This is a genomic window from Streptomyces sp. NPDC028907 (assembly GCF_055564995.1).
On the sequence record NZ_JBVHVE010000003.1, the window covers coordinates 222,799 to 238,045 of the forward strand.

Sequence of the window (15,247 nt, forward strand, 5' to 3'; positions counted from 1 at the left end):
TAGCGCAAGGGGCTCTTGCACAAAGATGCTACCCGAGGAAGCGAGGCATGGCCGAGGTGGCGACTTTCGCGATGTCCGATCAGCTGCTGGTGGTGATCGATCCGGTTGCCCGGCGCACGGACGGGGAGTCCGTCAGGATCGCGAAAGACGTGCTCAGCGCGGGTGCGGCGACGAAGGTGTGTCTGCCGGACGATCCGGAGGAGTTCGCCCGCGCGCTGACCCGCAGGGGTTCTCGGCGGCCCGTGGTCGTGGGCGACGACCGGGCGCTGACCCGTGCGGTGGCCCTGCTGCACCGGCAGCGGGAGCTGGCCGAATGCGTGCTGTCGGTGGTGCCGGTGGGCGCCGCGCTGTCGCTGGCCGAATCCCTCGGGGTGCCGACGGGGGCGGTGGCGGCGGCCCGGGCCGTCCTGGACGGCGCGGAGCGACGCCTGGATCTCCTCGTGGACGACAGCGACGGCGTGGTCCTCGGCGGACTGCGGATCCCGCCGATACGGGACCCCGCCGCGCCGGCCGGGGCCACCGCGGTGGGGGCGGGTGCGGGGCGGCCCTGGTTGCGGACCTGTCAGTCCCTCGTACGGACCCTGGTGCCGGCGCGGGGCGACTCCCCGCCCCCGTCCGGGCCGGCCCGCCTGCGCGTCGAGGTCGACGGCGCGACCCTCGTGGACCTCGACCAGCCGGTGGAGGCGGTGTCGGTGGCACCGGGCGCCGACGGGGTGGCCGAGGTCGAGGTACGGCCGCTCTCGGTGGGCGCGGAGGCCTCGCCACTGCTGGCCGCGGGACGGACCGTGACCGTGTCGGGGGCGCATTTCCGGTACCGGGCGGACACGGCGGTCTCCGGACCGGTGCGCAGACGGACCTGGACGGTCGGGCAGGGCGCGCTGCGGTTGGTGCTGCCGGGGCGCTGAGCGGCGCCTTGCGGAATCGGGGCGCGTTCGCGGGGCTCAGCCCTGGCCGAACGTCTTCTCCCGGTGTACCCGCCAGCGCTCCATCATCGACGCGACCTCGACCTCGACGAACTCGAAGAAGGCGAGCGTCTCGGCCAGGCGGCGGCCTGCCGGGGTGTCACCGCCGAGGCTGTTGACGCCCTCGCGCAGGGCCGCCTCCCACCGCTTGAGGACGGCTTCACGGTTGGTCAGTGCCTCGTACCACTGGTCGCCGTGCACCCGGTAGCGCTCCCGGCGCGAACCGGGCTCCCGCTCGCGGGACACCATGTGCGTCTGGGCCAGGTAGCGCACGGCCCCGGAGACCGCGGCGGGGCTGATCTGCAGCTGCTCGCTCAGTTCGGCGGAGGTCAGCACGCCCTTGTCGGAGGCGAGGAGGGCGGCGAAGACACGAGCGGCCATGCGCTGCATGCCGGCCTCGACGAGCTGTGCCGCGAAGGACTCCACGAACTTCGACACGGACTCCGCGTCCCGGCCGGCCCTGGCTGATTCCGTCATGCGCGTATCCGTGTGCCCATCCATGCCGCCCACCCTATCGAGGTTTCATACGCTTCCTTAACTTCACAAATTTCTGAAAGAAGCGTACGTTCTGAAGCATGACGAAGGCAATCACCGTCTCCGGACTGCACAAGTCGTTCGGCCGGACGCATGCGCTCGACGGCCTGGACCTGGAGGTCGAGACGGGCGAGGTCCACGGTTTCCTCGGCCCCAACGGCGCCGGAAAGTCCACCACCATCCGCGTCCTGCTCGGCCTGCTGCGCGCCGACTCGGGCGGCGCGCAGGTACTCGGCCGCGACCCCTGGGCGGACGCGGTGGAGGTGCACCGCCGCATCGCCTACGTCCCGGGTGACGTGACGCTGTGGCGGAACCTGTCCGGCGGCGAGGTCATCGACCTCTACGGCCGGCTGCGCGGAGGCCTCGACAAGCAGCGGCGGGCGGACCTGATCGAACGGTTCGAACTGGACCCCACGAAAAAGGGCCGCACCTACTCCAAGGGCAACCGGCAGAAGGTCGCCCTCGTCGCCGCGTTCGCCTCCGACGTCGACCTGCTGATCCTCGACGAACCGACCTCCGGTCTGGACCCGTTGATGGAGGAGGTCTTCCAGCGCTGCGTCGAGGAGGAGCGCGAGCGCGGCCGTACGATCCTGCTCTCCTCGCACATCCTCAGCGAGGTCGAGGAACTCTGCGACCGGGTCAGCATCATCCGCAAGGGCCGTACGGTCGAGAGCGGTTCGCTCGCCGACCTGCGCCATCTGACCCGGACGAGCGTCACGGCCGAACTGGCCGGCCCGCCCAACGGGTTGTCGCACCTCCCCGGGGTCCACGACCTGGACGTCCAGGGCCGTCGCGTCCGCCTCCAGGTCGACACCGACAAACTCGACGCCGTACTGCGCTCGCTCAGCGAGTCCGGCGTACGGTCGCTGACCTCGACGCCGCCGACGCTGGAGGAACTGTTCCTGCGGCACTACCAGGCGGACGCGAACGTGACCGGGAGCATGAGCGAGGTGGCCAAGTGACCGCCACGGCTTTCGCGGTACGGCCAGGCGGGACCCGCCAACTGGCGGGCACCGCGACCCTGTTGCGCTTCGCCCTGCGCCGCGACCGGGTGATGATCCCGGTCTGGGTCGCGGTGAACGCGCTGATGATCCTCTCCATGCCGAACACCCTGGAGAACCTCTACGACAGCCCCGCCGACCGCGCCGACCTCGTCCAGGACACGGCCGCCAACGCCTCCTTCCGCGCCCTGATCGGCCCGGTCTTCGGCGACTCGATCGGCGCGCTGACGGCCTGGCGCGTCGGCGTGTACGCGGGCGCCCTCGCGGCCGTGCTGAGCATGCTCCTCGTCGTACGGCACACCCGGGACGAGGAGGAGAGCGGCCGTCAGGAGCTGGTGGCCTCCGGGATGGTGGGCCGCAGGGCCTCCCTGACGGCGGCCCTGCTGACGGCGGTCGTCGCGAATGCCGTACTGGCACTGCTGGTCACGGCCGGACTCGCCGGCCAGGGCGTCGCCGGGGCGCTGGCCCTCGGGCTCGGGCTCGCCGGGGTCGGCATGGTCTTCGCCACGCTGGCGGCGATCGTCGCCCAGTTCACGGAGAGCGCGCGGCTGGCCCGAGGGCTGACGGCGGGGCTGGTGGGCGCCGCGTTCGTGCTGCGCGCGGCGGGCGACTCAGTGTCGGACGACGGTTCGTCGGCGCTGACGTGGGCGTCGCCGTTGGGCTGGCTGGAGAACCTGCGGCCGTTCGCGGGCGAACGGTGGTGGGTGCTGCTGCTGTTCGCGGGGGCGGCCCTGGTGCAGGGTGCGGTGGCGTACGAGCTCGCCGGGCGCCGGGATGTGGGGATGAGCTTCCTGCCCGCCCGTCCGGGCCCGGCTTTCGGCCGCCTCGGCACGGCGGGCGCGCTGGCCTGGCGCCTCCAGCGGGGCAGCGTCCTCGGCTGGTCGATCGGCTTCTTCCTCGCCGGGGTCGTCTACGGCGGGCTGACCGACGGGGTGGCCGATCTGGTCGGGGACAACGACAACGCGCGGGAGATCTTCGAGCGGATGGGAGGTCAGTCGGGTCTGACGGACGCGTTCCTCGCCTCGATGGTCGGCATGCTGGGCCTGATCGCCGCGCTGTACGTGGTGGCGTCGGTGCTGCGGCTGCACGGCGAGGAGACCTCGGGGCGGGCGGAGCCGATCCTCGCGAACGCGGTCGGCCGCCTGCGCTGGGCCGCGGGCCACCTGGTGATCGCCTTCGCCGGGTCCGCACTGATCATGCTGCTCGCGGGTCTGGGCTTCGCGGCCGGCTACGGCAAGCAGGTGGGCCCGATCCTGGGCGCCTGCCTGGTGCAACTCCCCGCGGTGTGGGTCGTCGGCGGGCTGGCGGTCCTGCTGTACGGGGTGCTGCCGCGGGCGGCGATGGCGGCGTGGGGAGTGGCCGGGGCGGTGCTGCTGATCGGCTGGGTGGGCCCTGCGCTGGATGTTCCGCAGGTGGTGCTGGACCTGTCGCCGTTCGGGCACCTGCCGAAGTTGCCGGGCGGGGGGATGGAGTGGGGGGCGGTGCTGGTGCTGCTGGCGCTGGCGGCTGCGCTCACCGCCGCAGGGCTGGCAGGGCTGCGGCGGCGGGACATGACGACTTGAGGTAGCGGCTCAGTCGACGTACTGCTTGAGGTCCTCAGTGTCGAGTTCGATGCCGACGGGATCTGGGAGGGTGACCTTGCCGCCAAGCCTGACCACGTGGATGTCCCGGTACCCATCCTCCACGTCCGGATCGCTGTGCACGAGGATGGACAAGTTGTCCCGGTCGATCAGCAGATAGACCGGGATACCTGCCTCGGCGTACGCCCGAGGCTTCTCGATCCGGTCGCGCTCATGGGTGTCCGAGTCGTAGGACGTGATTTCGACCGCCATCAGCACGCCCCGGGGGTCGGCCCACTCCCCACCTCGACGCGCAACCCCTCCAACCCCCGAATCACAAAGTGCGGCTTCCGCGCCGGCTCCGCGGCAAGTCGCAGCGTCGGCGCCTGTTCCAGCAACGCCGTCATCGACGCCGCCAGCTCGATCCGGGCCAGCGGCGCCCCGATGCAGTAGTGGATGCCGGCGCTGAAGGAGATGTGCGGGTTCTCCTTGCGGGTGAGGTCCAGCTGGTCCGGGGCCTCGAAGACCTCCGGGTCATGGTTGGCGGAGCCGAACAGCATCGCGATTTCCGCGCCGCGCGGGATCACCGTTCCGTCGATCTCGATCTCGTCCAGCACCCACCGCTCGAAGAGCTGCAGCGGCGTGTCGTAGCGCATCAGCTCCTCGATCGCCGAGGGGATCAGGGAGTGGTCGGCGCGCAGGGCGGCCAGTTGGCCGGGGTTGCGGAACAGGGCCCACCAGCCGTTGACCGTGGCGTTCACCGTGGCCTCGTGACCGGCGTTCAGGAGGAGGACGGCCGTGGAGATCATCTCCTGCTCGGTGAGGCGGTCGCCCTCGTCGTGCGCCTCGATCAGGCCCGAGATCAGGTCGTCGCCCGGCTCCTTGCGGCGGGCCGCGATCAGCTCACGGAGGTACTCCGAGAACTCGACCGAGGCCCGGACCGCCTTCGTCGCCGTCTCCTGCGACGGGTTCAGCTCGTACATCCCGCAGATGTCCGCCGACCAGGGCCGCAGCTGCGCCCGGTCCGACTCGGGGATGCCCAGCATTTCGGCGATCACCGAGACCGGCAGGGGCTCGGCCACATCCGTCAGCAGGTCACCGCCGCCCGCCTCGACCAGCCCGGCCACCAGCTCGCCCGCCAGCTGCCGCACATACGGTTTCAGCCGCTCCACCGTGCGCGGCGTGAACGCCTTCGACACCAGCCGGCGGATCCTGGTGTGGTCCGGCGGCTCCAGGTCGAGCATCCCGTGGTCGTTGAGGACGTGGAACGGCTCGTGCTCCGGCGGAGGTGCGGTCCGTCCGAAGTCCTCGTGGCTGAAACGGTGCTGGTACGTCCGGCCCAGGCGGCGGTCGCGCAGCAGCGCCGAGACGTCCGCGTGGTGCGGGACCAGCCACTGGTTCGTGGGCTCGTAGTAGTGGGCCCGGCCCCGGGCACGCAGTTCTGCGTAGGCGGGGTACGGGTCGGCCAGGAACGCCGGGTCCCACGGGTCGAAGGCGAGGGCGGAAGGAGCTGCCATGTCCGGACGTTAGCCCGGGCTCCCCCTGCCTGACCAGGGGGGTCGGTCGGCGGGCGGGTGTCCGCTCAGCCCGGTGTGACCAACCGTGCCTCGTAGGCGAACACCGCCGCCTGTGTACGGTCCCGCAGGCCCAGCTTCACCAGGATCCGGCTGACGTGGGTCTTGATCGTCGACTCGGCGACCACCAGCCGCTCGGCTATCTCCGAGTTCGACAGGCCCTGTGCGATCAGCACCAGCACCTCGGTCTCCCGCTCGGTCAGATCCCCGTACGCCGCGTGCGCGGAGGACATCAGACGCGGGGAGTCGGACAGCTTGGAGAACTCCGTGATCAGCCGCCGGGTGACGGAGGGGGCGAGCAGGGCCTCGCCGGCCGCCACCACCCTTACGCCGTCGGCGAGCTGGCGGGCCGAGGCGTCCTTCAGCAGGAAGCCCGAGGCACCCGCGCGCAGCGCCTGGTAGACGTACTCGTCGAGGTCGAAGGTGGTCAGCACCAGCACCTTGGACGTGCTGTCGGCCGCGACGATCTCGCGGGTCGCCTCGATGCCGTTCAGCTCCGGCATGCGGATGTCCATCAGCACGATGTCGGGGGAGAGCTCACGGACCCGGTCCACCGCCTCCCGGCCGTTGACCGCCTCGCCGACGACCTCGATGTCCGGCATCGCGTTCAGCAGGACCGAGAAGCCCTCGCGCACCATCATCTGATCGTCCGCGATCAGCACGCGGATGGTCATGAGCCGTCCTCTGTCGCCGTGACGACCGGCAGGAACGCGGCCACCTCGTAGCCGCCGTCCTCCGTCCGGCCCGCCGTCATCTCGCCGGCCAGCATGGTGACGCGCTCGCGCATCCCGGTGATGCCGTGCCCCGCACCGGGTGAGGGCTTCACCAGGGCCGGCGCGGGCGGCGGGCCGTTGACTATGCGCAGTCCGAGGCCGCCGAGCACGTACCCGATCTCCACCCGGGCGCTCGCGCCGGGCGCGTGCCGCAGGCTGTTGCTGAGTGCCTCCTGCACGATCCGGTACGCCGACAGCTCCACGCCCGGCGGCAGCTCGCGGACCGCGCCGGTCGTCGTCTTCTCGACGCTCAGTCCCGCGTCCCGCACGTTCGCCAGCAGCGCGTCCAGGTCGGCGAGGGTGGGCTGCGGGGCGTCCGGGGCCTCGTAGTCCTCGGCGCGGACGACGCCCAGGATGCGGCGCAGTTCGGTGAGGGCCGCCACCGCGTTCTCCCGGATGGTGACGAAGGCCCGCTCCAGCTCCGGCGGCGGGTTCTCCACCCGGTAGGGGGCGGCCTCCGCCTGGATGGCGACGACCGACATGTGGTGGGCGACCACGTCGTGCAGCTCCCGCGCGATCGTCGTGCGCTCCTCCAGCAGGGTGCGCTTGGAGCGCTCCTGCGTCAGCTGGGCGGTGACCTCGTGCCGGGCGTCGCGGCGTATGTGCCAGAGGGCGACGACGAGGAGGACCATCGTGGAGATGACCATCATGGGGCCGGTGTTCGTGCCGTAGTAGCCACTGCCGACGCCGGCATCCACCAGGAGGCCGTACGCCCCCGTCACCCCCCACATCCACGCCGCCGTGCGGGGCCTGGTGCGAATGGCCACGACGGTCAGCACGGTCAGATGGCAGGCGAGGCTGCCCGGCATCCACGGCCATTCGCCCGCGCCGCCGATCACCGCGACGATCGGGGTGGCGGCCATGGACAGCCAGAACGCTCCGACGGGCCGCGCCATGGTCAGCAGGATCGGGATCGCGCAGAGCGGGCCCACGAGCAGGGTCGGCCCGTTGGTGTCGACACTGCCGATGAACAGGGTGAACAGGGCCGCCGTGGCGATCAGGGCGTGCGGTGTCCAGGCCGCGTACTCGCGCAGACGGCCGGGCAACCGGTGGGTCAGCGGGCCGTCCACCCGCATCCGCTGCAGCGGACGGTAGGCGAAGGCGTCGTGGAACAGGTCCTGCCGCAGCCCTTGCAGGGCGTCCGCGGCCAGCCGGAACTCCGGGCTGCGCGGCTTGGCCCCGTCCCCCGGTGGCGGTGTCTGCATGTGAGTCGTCTCGGTCACGTACAGAACGGTAGGCGCAAGGCGGTGTCGCGGTCGTCCCCAGTGAGAGGGTTCCCACAGGTCCATCTCAGGTACTACGGGTATCGCCCCAGGTGGCACCGGATGTGACGGCCGGAACCGGACGGCGGTGCCCGCGCTCAGCGTCCCGAGGGCCGCACCAGACCTGACTCGAACGCGAACACCGCCGCCTGCGTCCGGTCGCGCAGCCCCAGCTTCACCAGGATCCGGCCCACATGGGTCTTCACGGTCTGCTCGGCCACGACCAGGCGCTCGGCGATCTCCGCGTTCGACAGGCCCTGCGCGATCAGCGCGAGCACCTCAGTCTCGCGTTCGGTCAGCTCACCGACCCGCTGCTTCAGCGGGGCCTGGGGCCGCTTGTCCAGGCGGGAGAACTCGGTGATCAGGCGGCGGGTGATGCCCGGCGCGAGGAGGGCGTCGCCGGCCGCCACGACACGGACCGCCTCGGCCAGCTGGTCGGCGGAGGCGTCCTTCAGGAGAAACCCCGAGGCGCCCGCCCGCAGCGCCTCGTACACGTACTCGTCGAGGTCGAAGGTGGTCAGCACCAGCACCTTGATCTGCGGTGTCGCCGTGGTGATGCGGCGGGTGGCCTCGATGCCGCCGAGCTCGGGCATGCGGATGTCCATCAGCACGACGTCGGGGGCGAGCTCGGCGACCTTCTCGACCGCGTCCAGGCCGTCGACCGCCTGGCCGACCACGTCGATGTCGGGCTTGGTGTTGAGCAGCACGGTGAATCCCTGCCGGACCATCTGCTGGTCGTCGGCGATGAGTACGCGGATGGGGCTGCTCGTCATGGGGTCGGTTCTCCTGTCAGGGGTGGACGGTCGGCGGGGTGTCGCCCCGCGGGAGGAAGGCCGAGACCGCGAAGCCGCCCTGCTCGGTGGGGGCCGCGGTGAGCCGGCCACCCAGCATCGTCGCTCGCTCGCGCATGCCCAGCAGACCGTGTCCCGCACCGGGGGAGGGCGGCACGGTCCGTTGTGGACGGGAGTTGACGACGCCCAGCCGCAGCCCGTGGAAGTCGTGGGAGATCTCGACGCGCACTTCCGATCCCGGGGCGTGCCGCAGGGCGTTGCTGAGCGCCTCCTGGACGATCCGGTACGCGGACAGCTCCACTCCCGTGGGGTAGGGGGGAGCCTCGCCGCTGACGTCGGTGACGACGTCCAGTCCGGCGGCACGGGTGTTCTCGATGAGGGCGTCGAGCCGGTCGAGCATGGGCTGGGGGGCGTCGGGGGCGGCTCCGGTGCCGGGCTGGCCGAGGCCGTAGGGGTCCTCGCGGCTCTCGGAGCGCAGGACGCCCAGCACATGGCGCAGTTCGGTGAGCGCGTCCAGGGCGTTCTGCCGGATGCCCGCGAGGTTCTCCTTCAGCTCCTCGGAGGGGTTCTCCACCAGATGCGGGGCCACCTGGGCCTGGATGGAGATCACCGACATGTGGTGGGCGACCACGTCGTGCAGTTCGCGGGCGATGTTGGCGCGCTCCTCCAGCAGGGTGCGCCGGGCCCGCTCCTCGGCGGTGATCGTGGCCTGCCGGCCGAGTTCGGCCTTGGCTTCCCTACGACCGCGCAGCGCCATGCCGAGCACCACGGCGATCGTGAACAGCCAGAAGGCGAGCACCCCGGTGCGCACATTGCCCGGCGCGCCCAGCAGGCCCTGGAGGACGTAGGTGGCCAGCAGGGACAGGGCCAGCGCCTCGGCGGCCACCCGGGCGGGCACCCGGAGCGCGAGCAGCAGCAGCACGACCAGGTGCGCGATGAGCCCGGCCGCCGTCCACGGCCAGGTGAAGTCCTGCGCGTCACCGGACAGCAGCCGTGGACGCACCACGAGGGCCGTGACCACGGTGGCCGCGAGCGACAGCCACCAGGCCGGGATCGGCCGCCGCAGGGCGAGCACCACCGCTCCGCCCTGCGCGATCGCGATCGGGAAGGCCAGTCCGAAGGCCAGCCGCCCGTTGTCCTGGAGCTGTCCCGTGTCGCCGATGGTGATGCCGAGCGCGGCCAGGCACAGCACGGCGTGCGGCAGCCACCGCAACCGCTCGGAGCGGGGCAGCGGGTCCGCCCTGCGGGTCCACAGGTCGTCGCGCAGTACGCGCAGCCAGTGGCGCACTCGGCTCGCGAACGAGCGCTGGGTCCCCGTCTCCGTCACATGGCCAACCCTAGGCATGGTGGTGTTCCTTCATGTCACTGCCGCGAGCGGACGGCCGGGACCGGACGATCCTGGACCGGCGGCCGGTCGAACGGCGAGGACCCTGTTCGTGGACCCGGAACGCCGCCCAGCACAGGGCCAGGACCAGGGTGAACAGCGGCAGCCGGGCCAGCCGGGCCGCCACCCAGCCCAGGTTGTCGGGGGCGGTGTGCAGGCCGGGGAGGTGGCCCGTCGGCAGGAGCGTGGCCGTGGTGGCCATCAGGGCCGTCTGGTGCCAGAGGAAGATCGTCATCGCGGAGAGGTTGAGCAGGGCCACCGCCGCCCAGGCCAGGGGACGGCTCATCGCACGGCGCAGGGGTTCGCGCAGCAGCAGGGCGAGGCCGCACTGGGCCACGCCGAAGGCCACGGCGGCCAGTGTCGGCGGGTTGAGGTTGGAGAGGACCGCGCCGGGGACGCCGACCATCGACGCCGGATAGCCCGCCCAGGCGACCAGGGCGGCGGTCGCCGCCGCGCCGCCCGTCAGCAGGATCCAGCCCGCGCGACGCCGCTCCAGCTCGCCCCGGGTCCAGGCCGCGCCCAGGGTGTACGGCACCAGCCAGCCGGCCGCCAGGTTCACCCAGCCGAGCCAGGCGGGGGCGCCCAGTGCGAAGCGCAGGAGGTCCACATGGAGGACGACTGCCAGGGGCCACAGAGGGTTGAGCCTGAGCAGGAGGGGCGTCGCCGCCGTCAGCGCCGCGAAGACCAGCAGGAACCACAGGGGGGACAGGGCCAGTTCGGCCAGGGTGTGGATCGTGTCGACGTCCGTGCCCGACAGGAGCAGCAGAGCCGACGCCGCTGTCCACAGGGTGAGGACGGCAGCCGCCGGTTTGAACAGGCGGGACAGCCGGGCTCTCAGCCACTGCGCGTACGTCGTCCCACGCGCCCGGGCCGAGGTGTATCCGCGGGTCGCGACATGGCCGCCGACCAGGAAGAACACGGCGAGCGTCTGGAAGACCCAGGAGATCGGGGCCAGCCAGGGCATGTGCCGCAGTGGGCTCGCGGTGTGCAGGCCGGTTCCGTCACCGTCCGCCACCAGCGCCGTGACCAGCCAGTGGCCGAGGACCACGCCGAGGATGGCGAAGGCACGCAGGGCGTCGACGGCCCGGTCCCGTCCGGCGGGAGTGGCGGCGTCGACGCGCGCGGCTCCCTGCCGGACCCCCGTCCACAGGGACGACAGGGACGCTGTGGACTCAGCCATGGGGTGCCTCCGGGGTTTCGCCGAGGACGATGCGGGTCAGGTTGGCCAGCGATGTCGAACCCGGCCTGAAGTAGTCGCTGTGACCGCCCGCGCCCGCCGCGAAGACGCGGGCGCCGAAGGACGGGGAGACCGGGTCGGTGCCGAATCCGACCGTCGTGCCGAGCAGGTCGAGCCTGATGTGCGGGACCTCCGCCACCCAGTCGTCACTGCCGCGAGCCGCCCAGACGCGGGCCGGGGTGTGCAGGGCCGCGGCGGTGTCGGCGCCGGTGCCGGGGCTGCCGACCAGGGCGATGTCGTCCACGGCGAGGTGGGAGGCGGCGCGCCCGCAGACCACCGAGCCGTAGGAGTGGCACAGGAGGGAGATGCGCGCCCCCTCGTCGGCCGTGACGGCACGCAGCTGCCGTACGAACTCACGGAGCTTCGGGGCCGCTTCCTCGGCTCGGCCCGGTGTCGTGACCGTGGTGCTGACCGTGGCCGGTGTCTCGTAGCCGAGCCAGGCCACCACCGCGGTGCGCGTGCCCCCCGGGGCCTGCCGGGTGAGCCGCTCGTGCAGGGCGCGGGCGGCGTCGCGGAAACGGTCGTACGTGTCGATGGAGGTGTCGGAGCCCGGAACCAGCACCGCGACACGGTCGGCCCGCGCCAGGTCGCCGAAGACCTCCGTCGCCAGGCCGGCGCCACGGCCGTCGAAGGAGAGGAAGTGCCGGGCCGGGTCGGCCATCGCACGGTCCGCGGCGGCGCGTTCACGGTCACCGTGGGCCGCGGCCATACGGGACGCCTCGGCGGCGTTGGCGCGATTGGCGGCGTACGTCTCGTCCAGTGTCGCCGCCGTCACCGAGGTGACCAGGGCGGCCGGGGCCGGGGCGGGTATCTCGGGACGCGTGGCACCGGACAACGGGACGACCACGGCACCGGTGATCAGGGTGGCGAGGATGGCCCGCCGCAGTCTGTGGGTGCGGCGGCCCTTGTCCGACGCCTTCGCCTCGGCCGCTTCCGCAGTGCGCCCCATGGTCGACTTCCCTCCCAGTCCGCCCGGCCATCGGGCTTGTCTGGATGGGAAGTTACGGATCAGCCTCGGTCGTCCGCGTCACGCCAAGGAGCTCACCTGCGACGTAGCTCTCAGGTATTACGGGTATGAAGGGGCCTGCGCCTTCCGGGTGGCCCCGTGCTGCGGGACGGCCCCCACACCCACCGCCGCCTCGCACCGACCGCCGCCGTCACACCCACCGTCGCCCCGCACCCACCCTCTCACCACGCCAGCTGCGCGATCTCCTCCACCACCACCGCGCACGCGTCCGCCGCCGGATCGATCAGCGGGAAGTGGCCGACGTCCTCCAGCAGTGTCAGTCCGACGACCTCCCCCGCCTTCGCCGCCGCGTCCGCGTAGGACTCGGCGACCGCCTGCGGGACGACGTTGTCCGTGCGGCCCTGGACGAGGGTCGTCGCGATGCCGGTCGGGAGCAGGAGCGCCGGGTCGGCGTAGGGCTGTCGCTCGGCGAACTCCACTACCCCGCCCAGTAGTTGACGCGCCGCTCCCCCGCAGACGTCCAGCTTGTCGGCGACCGTGAAGTCGGCGATCGGGGCCAGGGCCACCACGCCGCGCAGTGGCGCGGGGCGGTCGGTGCGCCAGGAGGAGTCGGCGGGCAGGACATGGCGGGCCGCGGCCCAGAGGGCCAGGTGGCCGCCGGCGGAGTGGCCGGTGAGGACGGTGCGGCGCGGGTCGGTCTGCGGGAGCGCCTCCCGTACGAGCGCGGGCAGCGCATCCAGCGCGGCGGCGACGTCGTCGAAGGTGTCCGGCCAGCGCCCGGCGACCGGCCCGCCGTCGACACCACCCGCACGACCGGCACCGCCCGCGCCGTCCCCGGCCTCCGCCCCCCGCCGGTACTCCACGTTGGCCACCGCGAACCCCCTCCGCGCGAGGAAGTCCGCGAACGGCGTGACATGCCGCCGGTCGTAGGGCGCCCGCCAAGCCCCGCCGTGCAGGACGACGACCAGCGGGGCCGGGACACCGGGAACGGCCTCGCCGCGCGGGGCGTAGAAGTCGATCACCTGGTCGGGGTGGTCACCGTAGGTGACGATGGCGTCGGGGTCGACGGGCGGGTGCGAGAAGACGGACTCCTCCTCGGCGGCGGCCCGGGCTGCTGCGACGTCGTCCGGCATGCTCCAACCTCTCAGCGACGAAACGGTTTTGGACGGAAGCGGGGGTGGCGGACCAGGTGGGAATTCGGCCGTTGGCGGGGACGGTATCAGGCGGGTGACGTGCGTGGACACGCGGATGTCACGCTGGGTGAGGGACAAACGGTTCTACTGTTTCGTTACGCTGGCAGCGCGGCACGCCCCGCAGCCCGTCCCGCACCAAGGAGGCCGATATGTCCGCCGAACCCGGCACCGTACGTCCCGGAGGGCGTACCGCGCGTGTCCGTGCGGCCGTGCTGCGGACAGCCGGGGACATCCTGGTGGAACAGGGTTTCGACGGCCTCGACCTCGCCGAAGTCGCCCGCCGCGCCGAGGTCGGCAAGACGACCGTGTACCGGCGCTGGGGCTCGGTGACCGGGCTGGTCGCCGACCTGCTCGCCGACATGGCCGAACAGTCGCTGCCGCGCGAGGAGACCGGGTCCGTCCTGGGGGACCTGCGGGCCAACGCCGCACTGGTGCGACGGACGCTGGCGGACCCCCGCCAGGGCGCCCTGTTCCGCGCCGTCATCGCCGCGGCGACCTGCGACGAACGTACCGCGCAGGCGCTCCGCCGGTTCTACGAGGTGCGGGTGGCGGAATGGGCGCCGTGCGTCGAACAGGGCGTCGCGCGGGGCGAGTTGCCCGTCGGGACGGACGCCGAGGAGGTCGTACGGGCGGTGTCGGCCCCCCTCTACTACCAGTTGCTGACGACCGGAGTGGTCCCCGACGCCCCCGCCGCGGAGCGCGCCGCGCGGGCCGCGCACGCGGCTGCCGTGGCGGGGGCGTACGTCGGTTGACGCGGCGCCCGTCGCCACGGCGGCGGCATCAGGGCTACGGCACCTGGGCCAGTACTTGCGCCAGCACCCGCGCCGCCCGCTCCACGTCCGCGAACCCGACGTACAGCGGCGTGAAACCGAAGCGCAGCACGTCAGGGTGGCGGAAGTCGCCGACCACGCCCCGTTCGACGAGCGCCTTCATCACGTCCCCGGCGCCCTCGCACCGCAGCGCCACCTGGCTGCCGCGCTCCTCGTGGGGCACCGGAGTCACCGACTCCACGCCCCCCTCGGGGACATAGGACGCGACGCACTCCAGGAAGAAGTCCGTCAGCGCGAGCGACTTGGCCCGCACCGCCTCGACGGACACGCCGTCCCAGACATCCAGCGCGGCCTCCAGGGCCAGCATGGAGAGGATGTCCGGCGTGCCGACGCGACCGCGCAGCGCGCCGTCCGCCGGGGTGAAGTCGCCGCGCATGCCGAAGGGGTCGGCGTGGGAGTTCCAGCCGGGCAGCGGGGAGTCGAAGCGGTCCTGGAGGTCCCTGCGTACGTACAGGTACGCCGGTGAACCCGGCCCGCCGTTCAGGTACTTGTACGTGCAGCCGACCGCCAGGTCGACCCCGTGCTCGTCCAGGCCGACCGGCAGCGCGCCCGCGCTGTGGCAGAGATCCCAGACGGCGTACGCCCCCGCCGCGTGCACGGCGGCCGTCAGAGAGGGCAGGTCGTGCAGCCGGCCGGTGCGGTAGTCGACGTGGTTCAGCAGGACGGCGGCCGTACGGTCGCTCAGCGCGGCCGGCACCTCCGCGGGCGTCACGGGGCGCAGCGTGCGGCCGGTCATGCGCGCCGCCGACTCGGCGATGTACCCGTCCGTGGGGAAGGTGGTCGCGTCGACGAGGATCTCGTCCCGGCCGGGACCGGAGGACTCCACGGATTCGGCCATCCGGACGGCCGCCACAAGTGCCTTGAAAACATTGACACTTGTCGAGTCCCCGACCACGATCTGGCCCGGCGCCGCGCCGACCAGCGGGGCGATCCGGTCGCCGATCCGCTCGGGCGCGGTCCACCAGCCGCTCTCGTCCCAGGAGCGGATGCGCAGCCGGCCCCACTGCCGCAGCACGACGTCCTCGACCCGCCCCGGCACGTTCACCGGCAGGGCGCCGAGCGAGTTGCCGTCGAGGTAGACGACTTCGTCGAGCACGAACTGGGCGCGCTGGGCGGCGAGTTCGTCGGCCCCGTCCAGCTTCTCGGCCTTCAGGACGAGTTCGGTCATCGTGGCGAGTTC

Annotated in this window: 14 protein-coding genes and 1 pseudogene; 4 read left to right on the plus strand and 11 right to left on the minus strand. The window is 72.4% G+C overall.

The window, feature by feature from the left end; genetic code table 11:
- The first annotated feature begins 47 nt into the window (after positions 1–47).
- On the plus strand, positions 48–905 hold the full coding sequence (locus ACZ4UU_RS09980) for a diacylglycerol kinase family protein (RefSeq protein ID WP_468038247.1): 858 nt from the start codon (positions 48–50) through the stop codon (positions 903–905).
- Positions 906–941: 36 nt separating this feature from the next.
- On the opposite strand, the gene ACZ4UU_RS09985 is transcribed toward ACZ4UU_RS09980, so the two are convergent.
- The gene (locus ACZ4UU_RS09985; protein WP_468038249.1) at positions 942–1,439 is read right to left on the minus strand and encodes a GbsR/MarR family transcriptional regulator; all 498 of its coding nucleotides are present in this window, start codon (positions 1,437–1,439) and stop codon (positions 942–944) included.
- Between the two features lie 98 nt (positions 1,440–1,537).
- On the opposite strand from ACZ4UU_RS09985, the gene ACZ4UU_RS09990 reads away from it, so the two are divergent.
- Positions 1,538–2,458 (plus strand): ABC transporter ATP-binding protein, encoded by a 921-nt coding sequence (locus ACZ4UU_RS09990; RefSeq protein WP_468038251.1) that lies wholly within the window; start codon positions 1,538–1,540, stop codon positions 2,456–2,458.
- A complete protein-coding gene (locus ACZ4UU_RS09995) occupies positions 2,455–4,059 on the plus strand; it encodes an ABC transporter permease (protein ID WP_468038253.1) in 1,605 nt (534 codons plus the stop codon). The genes ACZ4UU_RS09990 and ACZ4UU_RS09995 overlap by 4 nt, the downstream gene beginning before the upstream one ends.
- A 9-nt stretch (positions 4,060–4,068) precedes the next feature.
- On the opposite strand, the pseudogene ACZ4UU_RS10000 reads toward ACZ4UU_RS09995, so the two are convergent.
- From ACZ4UU_RS10000 to ACZ4UU_RS10040, 9 genes and pseudogenes are all read right to left on the minus strand, one after another.
- A pseudogene (locus ACZ4UU_RS10000) lies at positions 4,069–4,359 on the minus strand (Uma2 family endonuclease); the annotation flags it as partial.
- Positions 4,329–5,573, minus strand: coding sequence for a cytochrome P450 (locus ACZ4UU_RS10005; RefSeq protein WP_468038255.1), 1,245 nt, complete (start codon positions 5,571–5,573; stop codon positions 4,329–4,331). The gene ACZ4UU_RS10005 and the pseudogene ACZ4UU_RS10000, both read right to left, overlap by 31 nt.
- 65 nt (positions 5,574–5,638) lie before the next feature.
- Positions 5,639–6,304 carry a response regulator gene (locus tag ACZ4UU_RS10010; protein WP_062723992.1) on the minus strand — a complete coding sequence of 222 codons (666 nt, stop codon included), beginning with the start codon at positions 6,302–6,304 and terminating at the stop codon, positions 5,639–5,641.
- A complete protein-coding gene (locus tag ACZ4UU_RS10015; protein WP_468038257.1) occupies positions 6,301–7,626 on the minus strand; it encodes a sensor histidine kinase in 1,326 nt (441 codons plus the stop codon). Before ACZ4UU_RS10015 ends, ACZ4UU_RS10010 begins: the two co-directional genes overlap by 4 nt.
- 137 nt (positions 7,627–7,763) lie before the next feature.
- Entirely contained in the window at positions 7,764–8,438 is a 675-nt protein-coding gene (locus tag ACZ4UU_RS10020) for a response regulator (RefSeq protein ID WP_468038259.1), read from the minus strand.
- Positions 8,439–8,454: 16 nt separating this feature from the next.
- On the minus strand, positions 8,455–9,801 hold the full coding sequence (locus tag ACZ4UU_RS10025; RefSeq protein ID WP_468038261.1) for a sensor histidine kinase: 1,347 nt from the start codon (positions 9,799–9,801) through the stop codon (positions 8,455–8,457).
- Positions 9,794–11,020, minus strand: coding sequence for an acyltransferase family protein (locus ACZ4UU_RS10030; RefSeq protein WP_468038263.1), 1,227 nt, complete (start codon positions 11,018–11,020; stop codon positions 9,794–9,796). The genes ACZ4UU_RS10025 and ACZ4UU_RS10030 overlap by 8 nt, the downstream gene beginning before the upstream one ends.
- A complete protein-coding gene (locus ACZ4UU_RS10035) occupies positions 11,013–12,026 on the minus strand; it encodes an alpha/beta hydrolase (RefSeq protein WP_468038265.1) in 1,014 nt (337 codons plus the stop codon). Before ACZ4UU_RS10035 ends, ACZ4UU_RS10030 begins: the two co-directional genes overlap by 8 nt.
- Before the next feature lie 239 nt (positions 12,027–12,265).
- Positions 12,266–13,177 (minus strand): alpha/beta hydrolase, encoded by a 912-nt coding sequence (locus tag ACZ4UU_RS10040; protein ID WP_468038267.1) that lies wholly within the window; start codon positions 13,175–13,177, stop codon positions 12,266–12,268.
- A gap of 209 nt (positions 13,178–13,386) precedes the next feature.
- Between ACZ4UU_RS10040 and ACZ4UU_RS10045 the strand changes: the two genes are divergently transcribed.
- Positions 13,387–13,989 (plus strand): TetR/AcrR family transcriptional regulator, encoded by a 603-nt coding sequence (locus ACZ4UU_RS10045; protein WP_468038269.1) that lies wholly within the window; start codon positions 13,387–13,389, stop codon positions 13,987–13,989.
- Positions 13,990–14,023: 34 nt separating this feature from the next.
- Here the strand turns inward: ACZ4UU_RS10045 and kynU are convergent, their stop codons facing one another.
- Positions 14,024–15,235: a kynureninase gene (kynU, locus tag ACZ4UU_RS10050; RefSeq protein WP_468039176.1), complete on the minus strand. Its 1,212-nt coding sequence runs from the start codon at positions 15,233–15,235 to the stop codon at positions 14,024–14,026.
- Positions 15,236–15,247 lie beyond the last annotated feature (12 nt).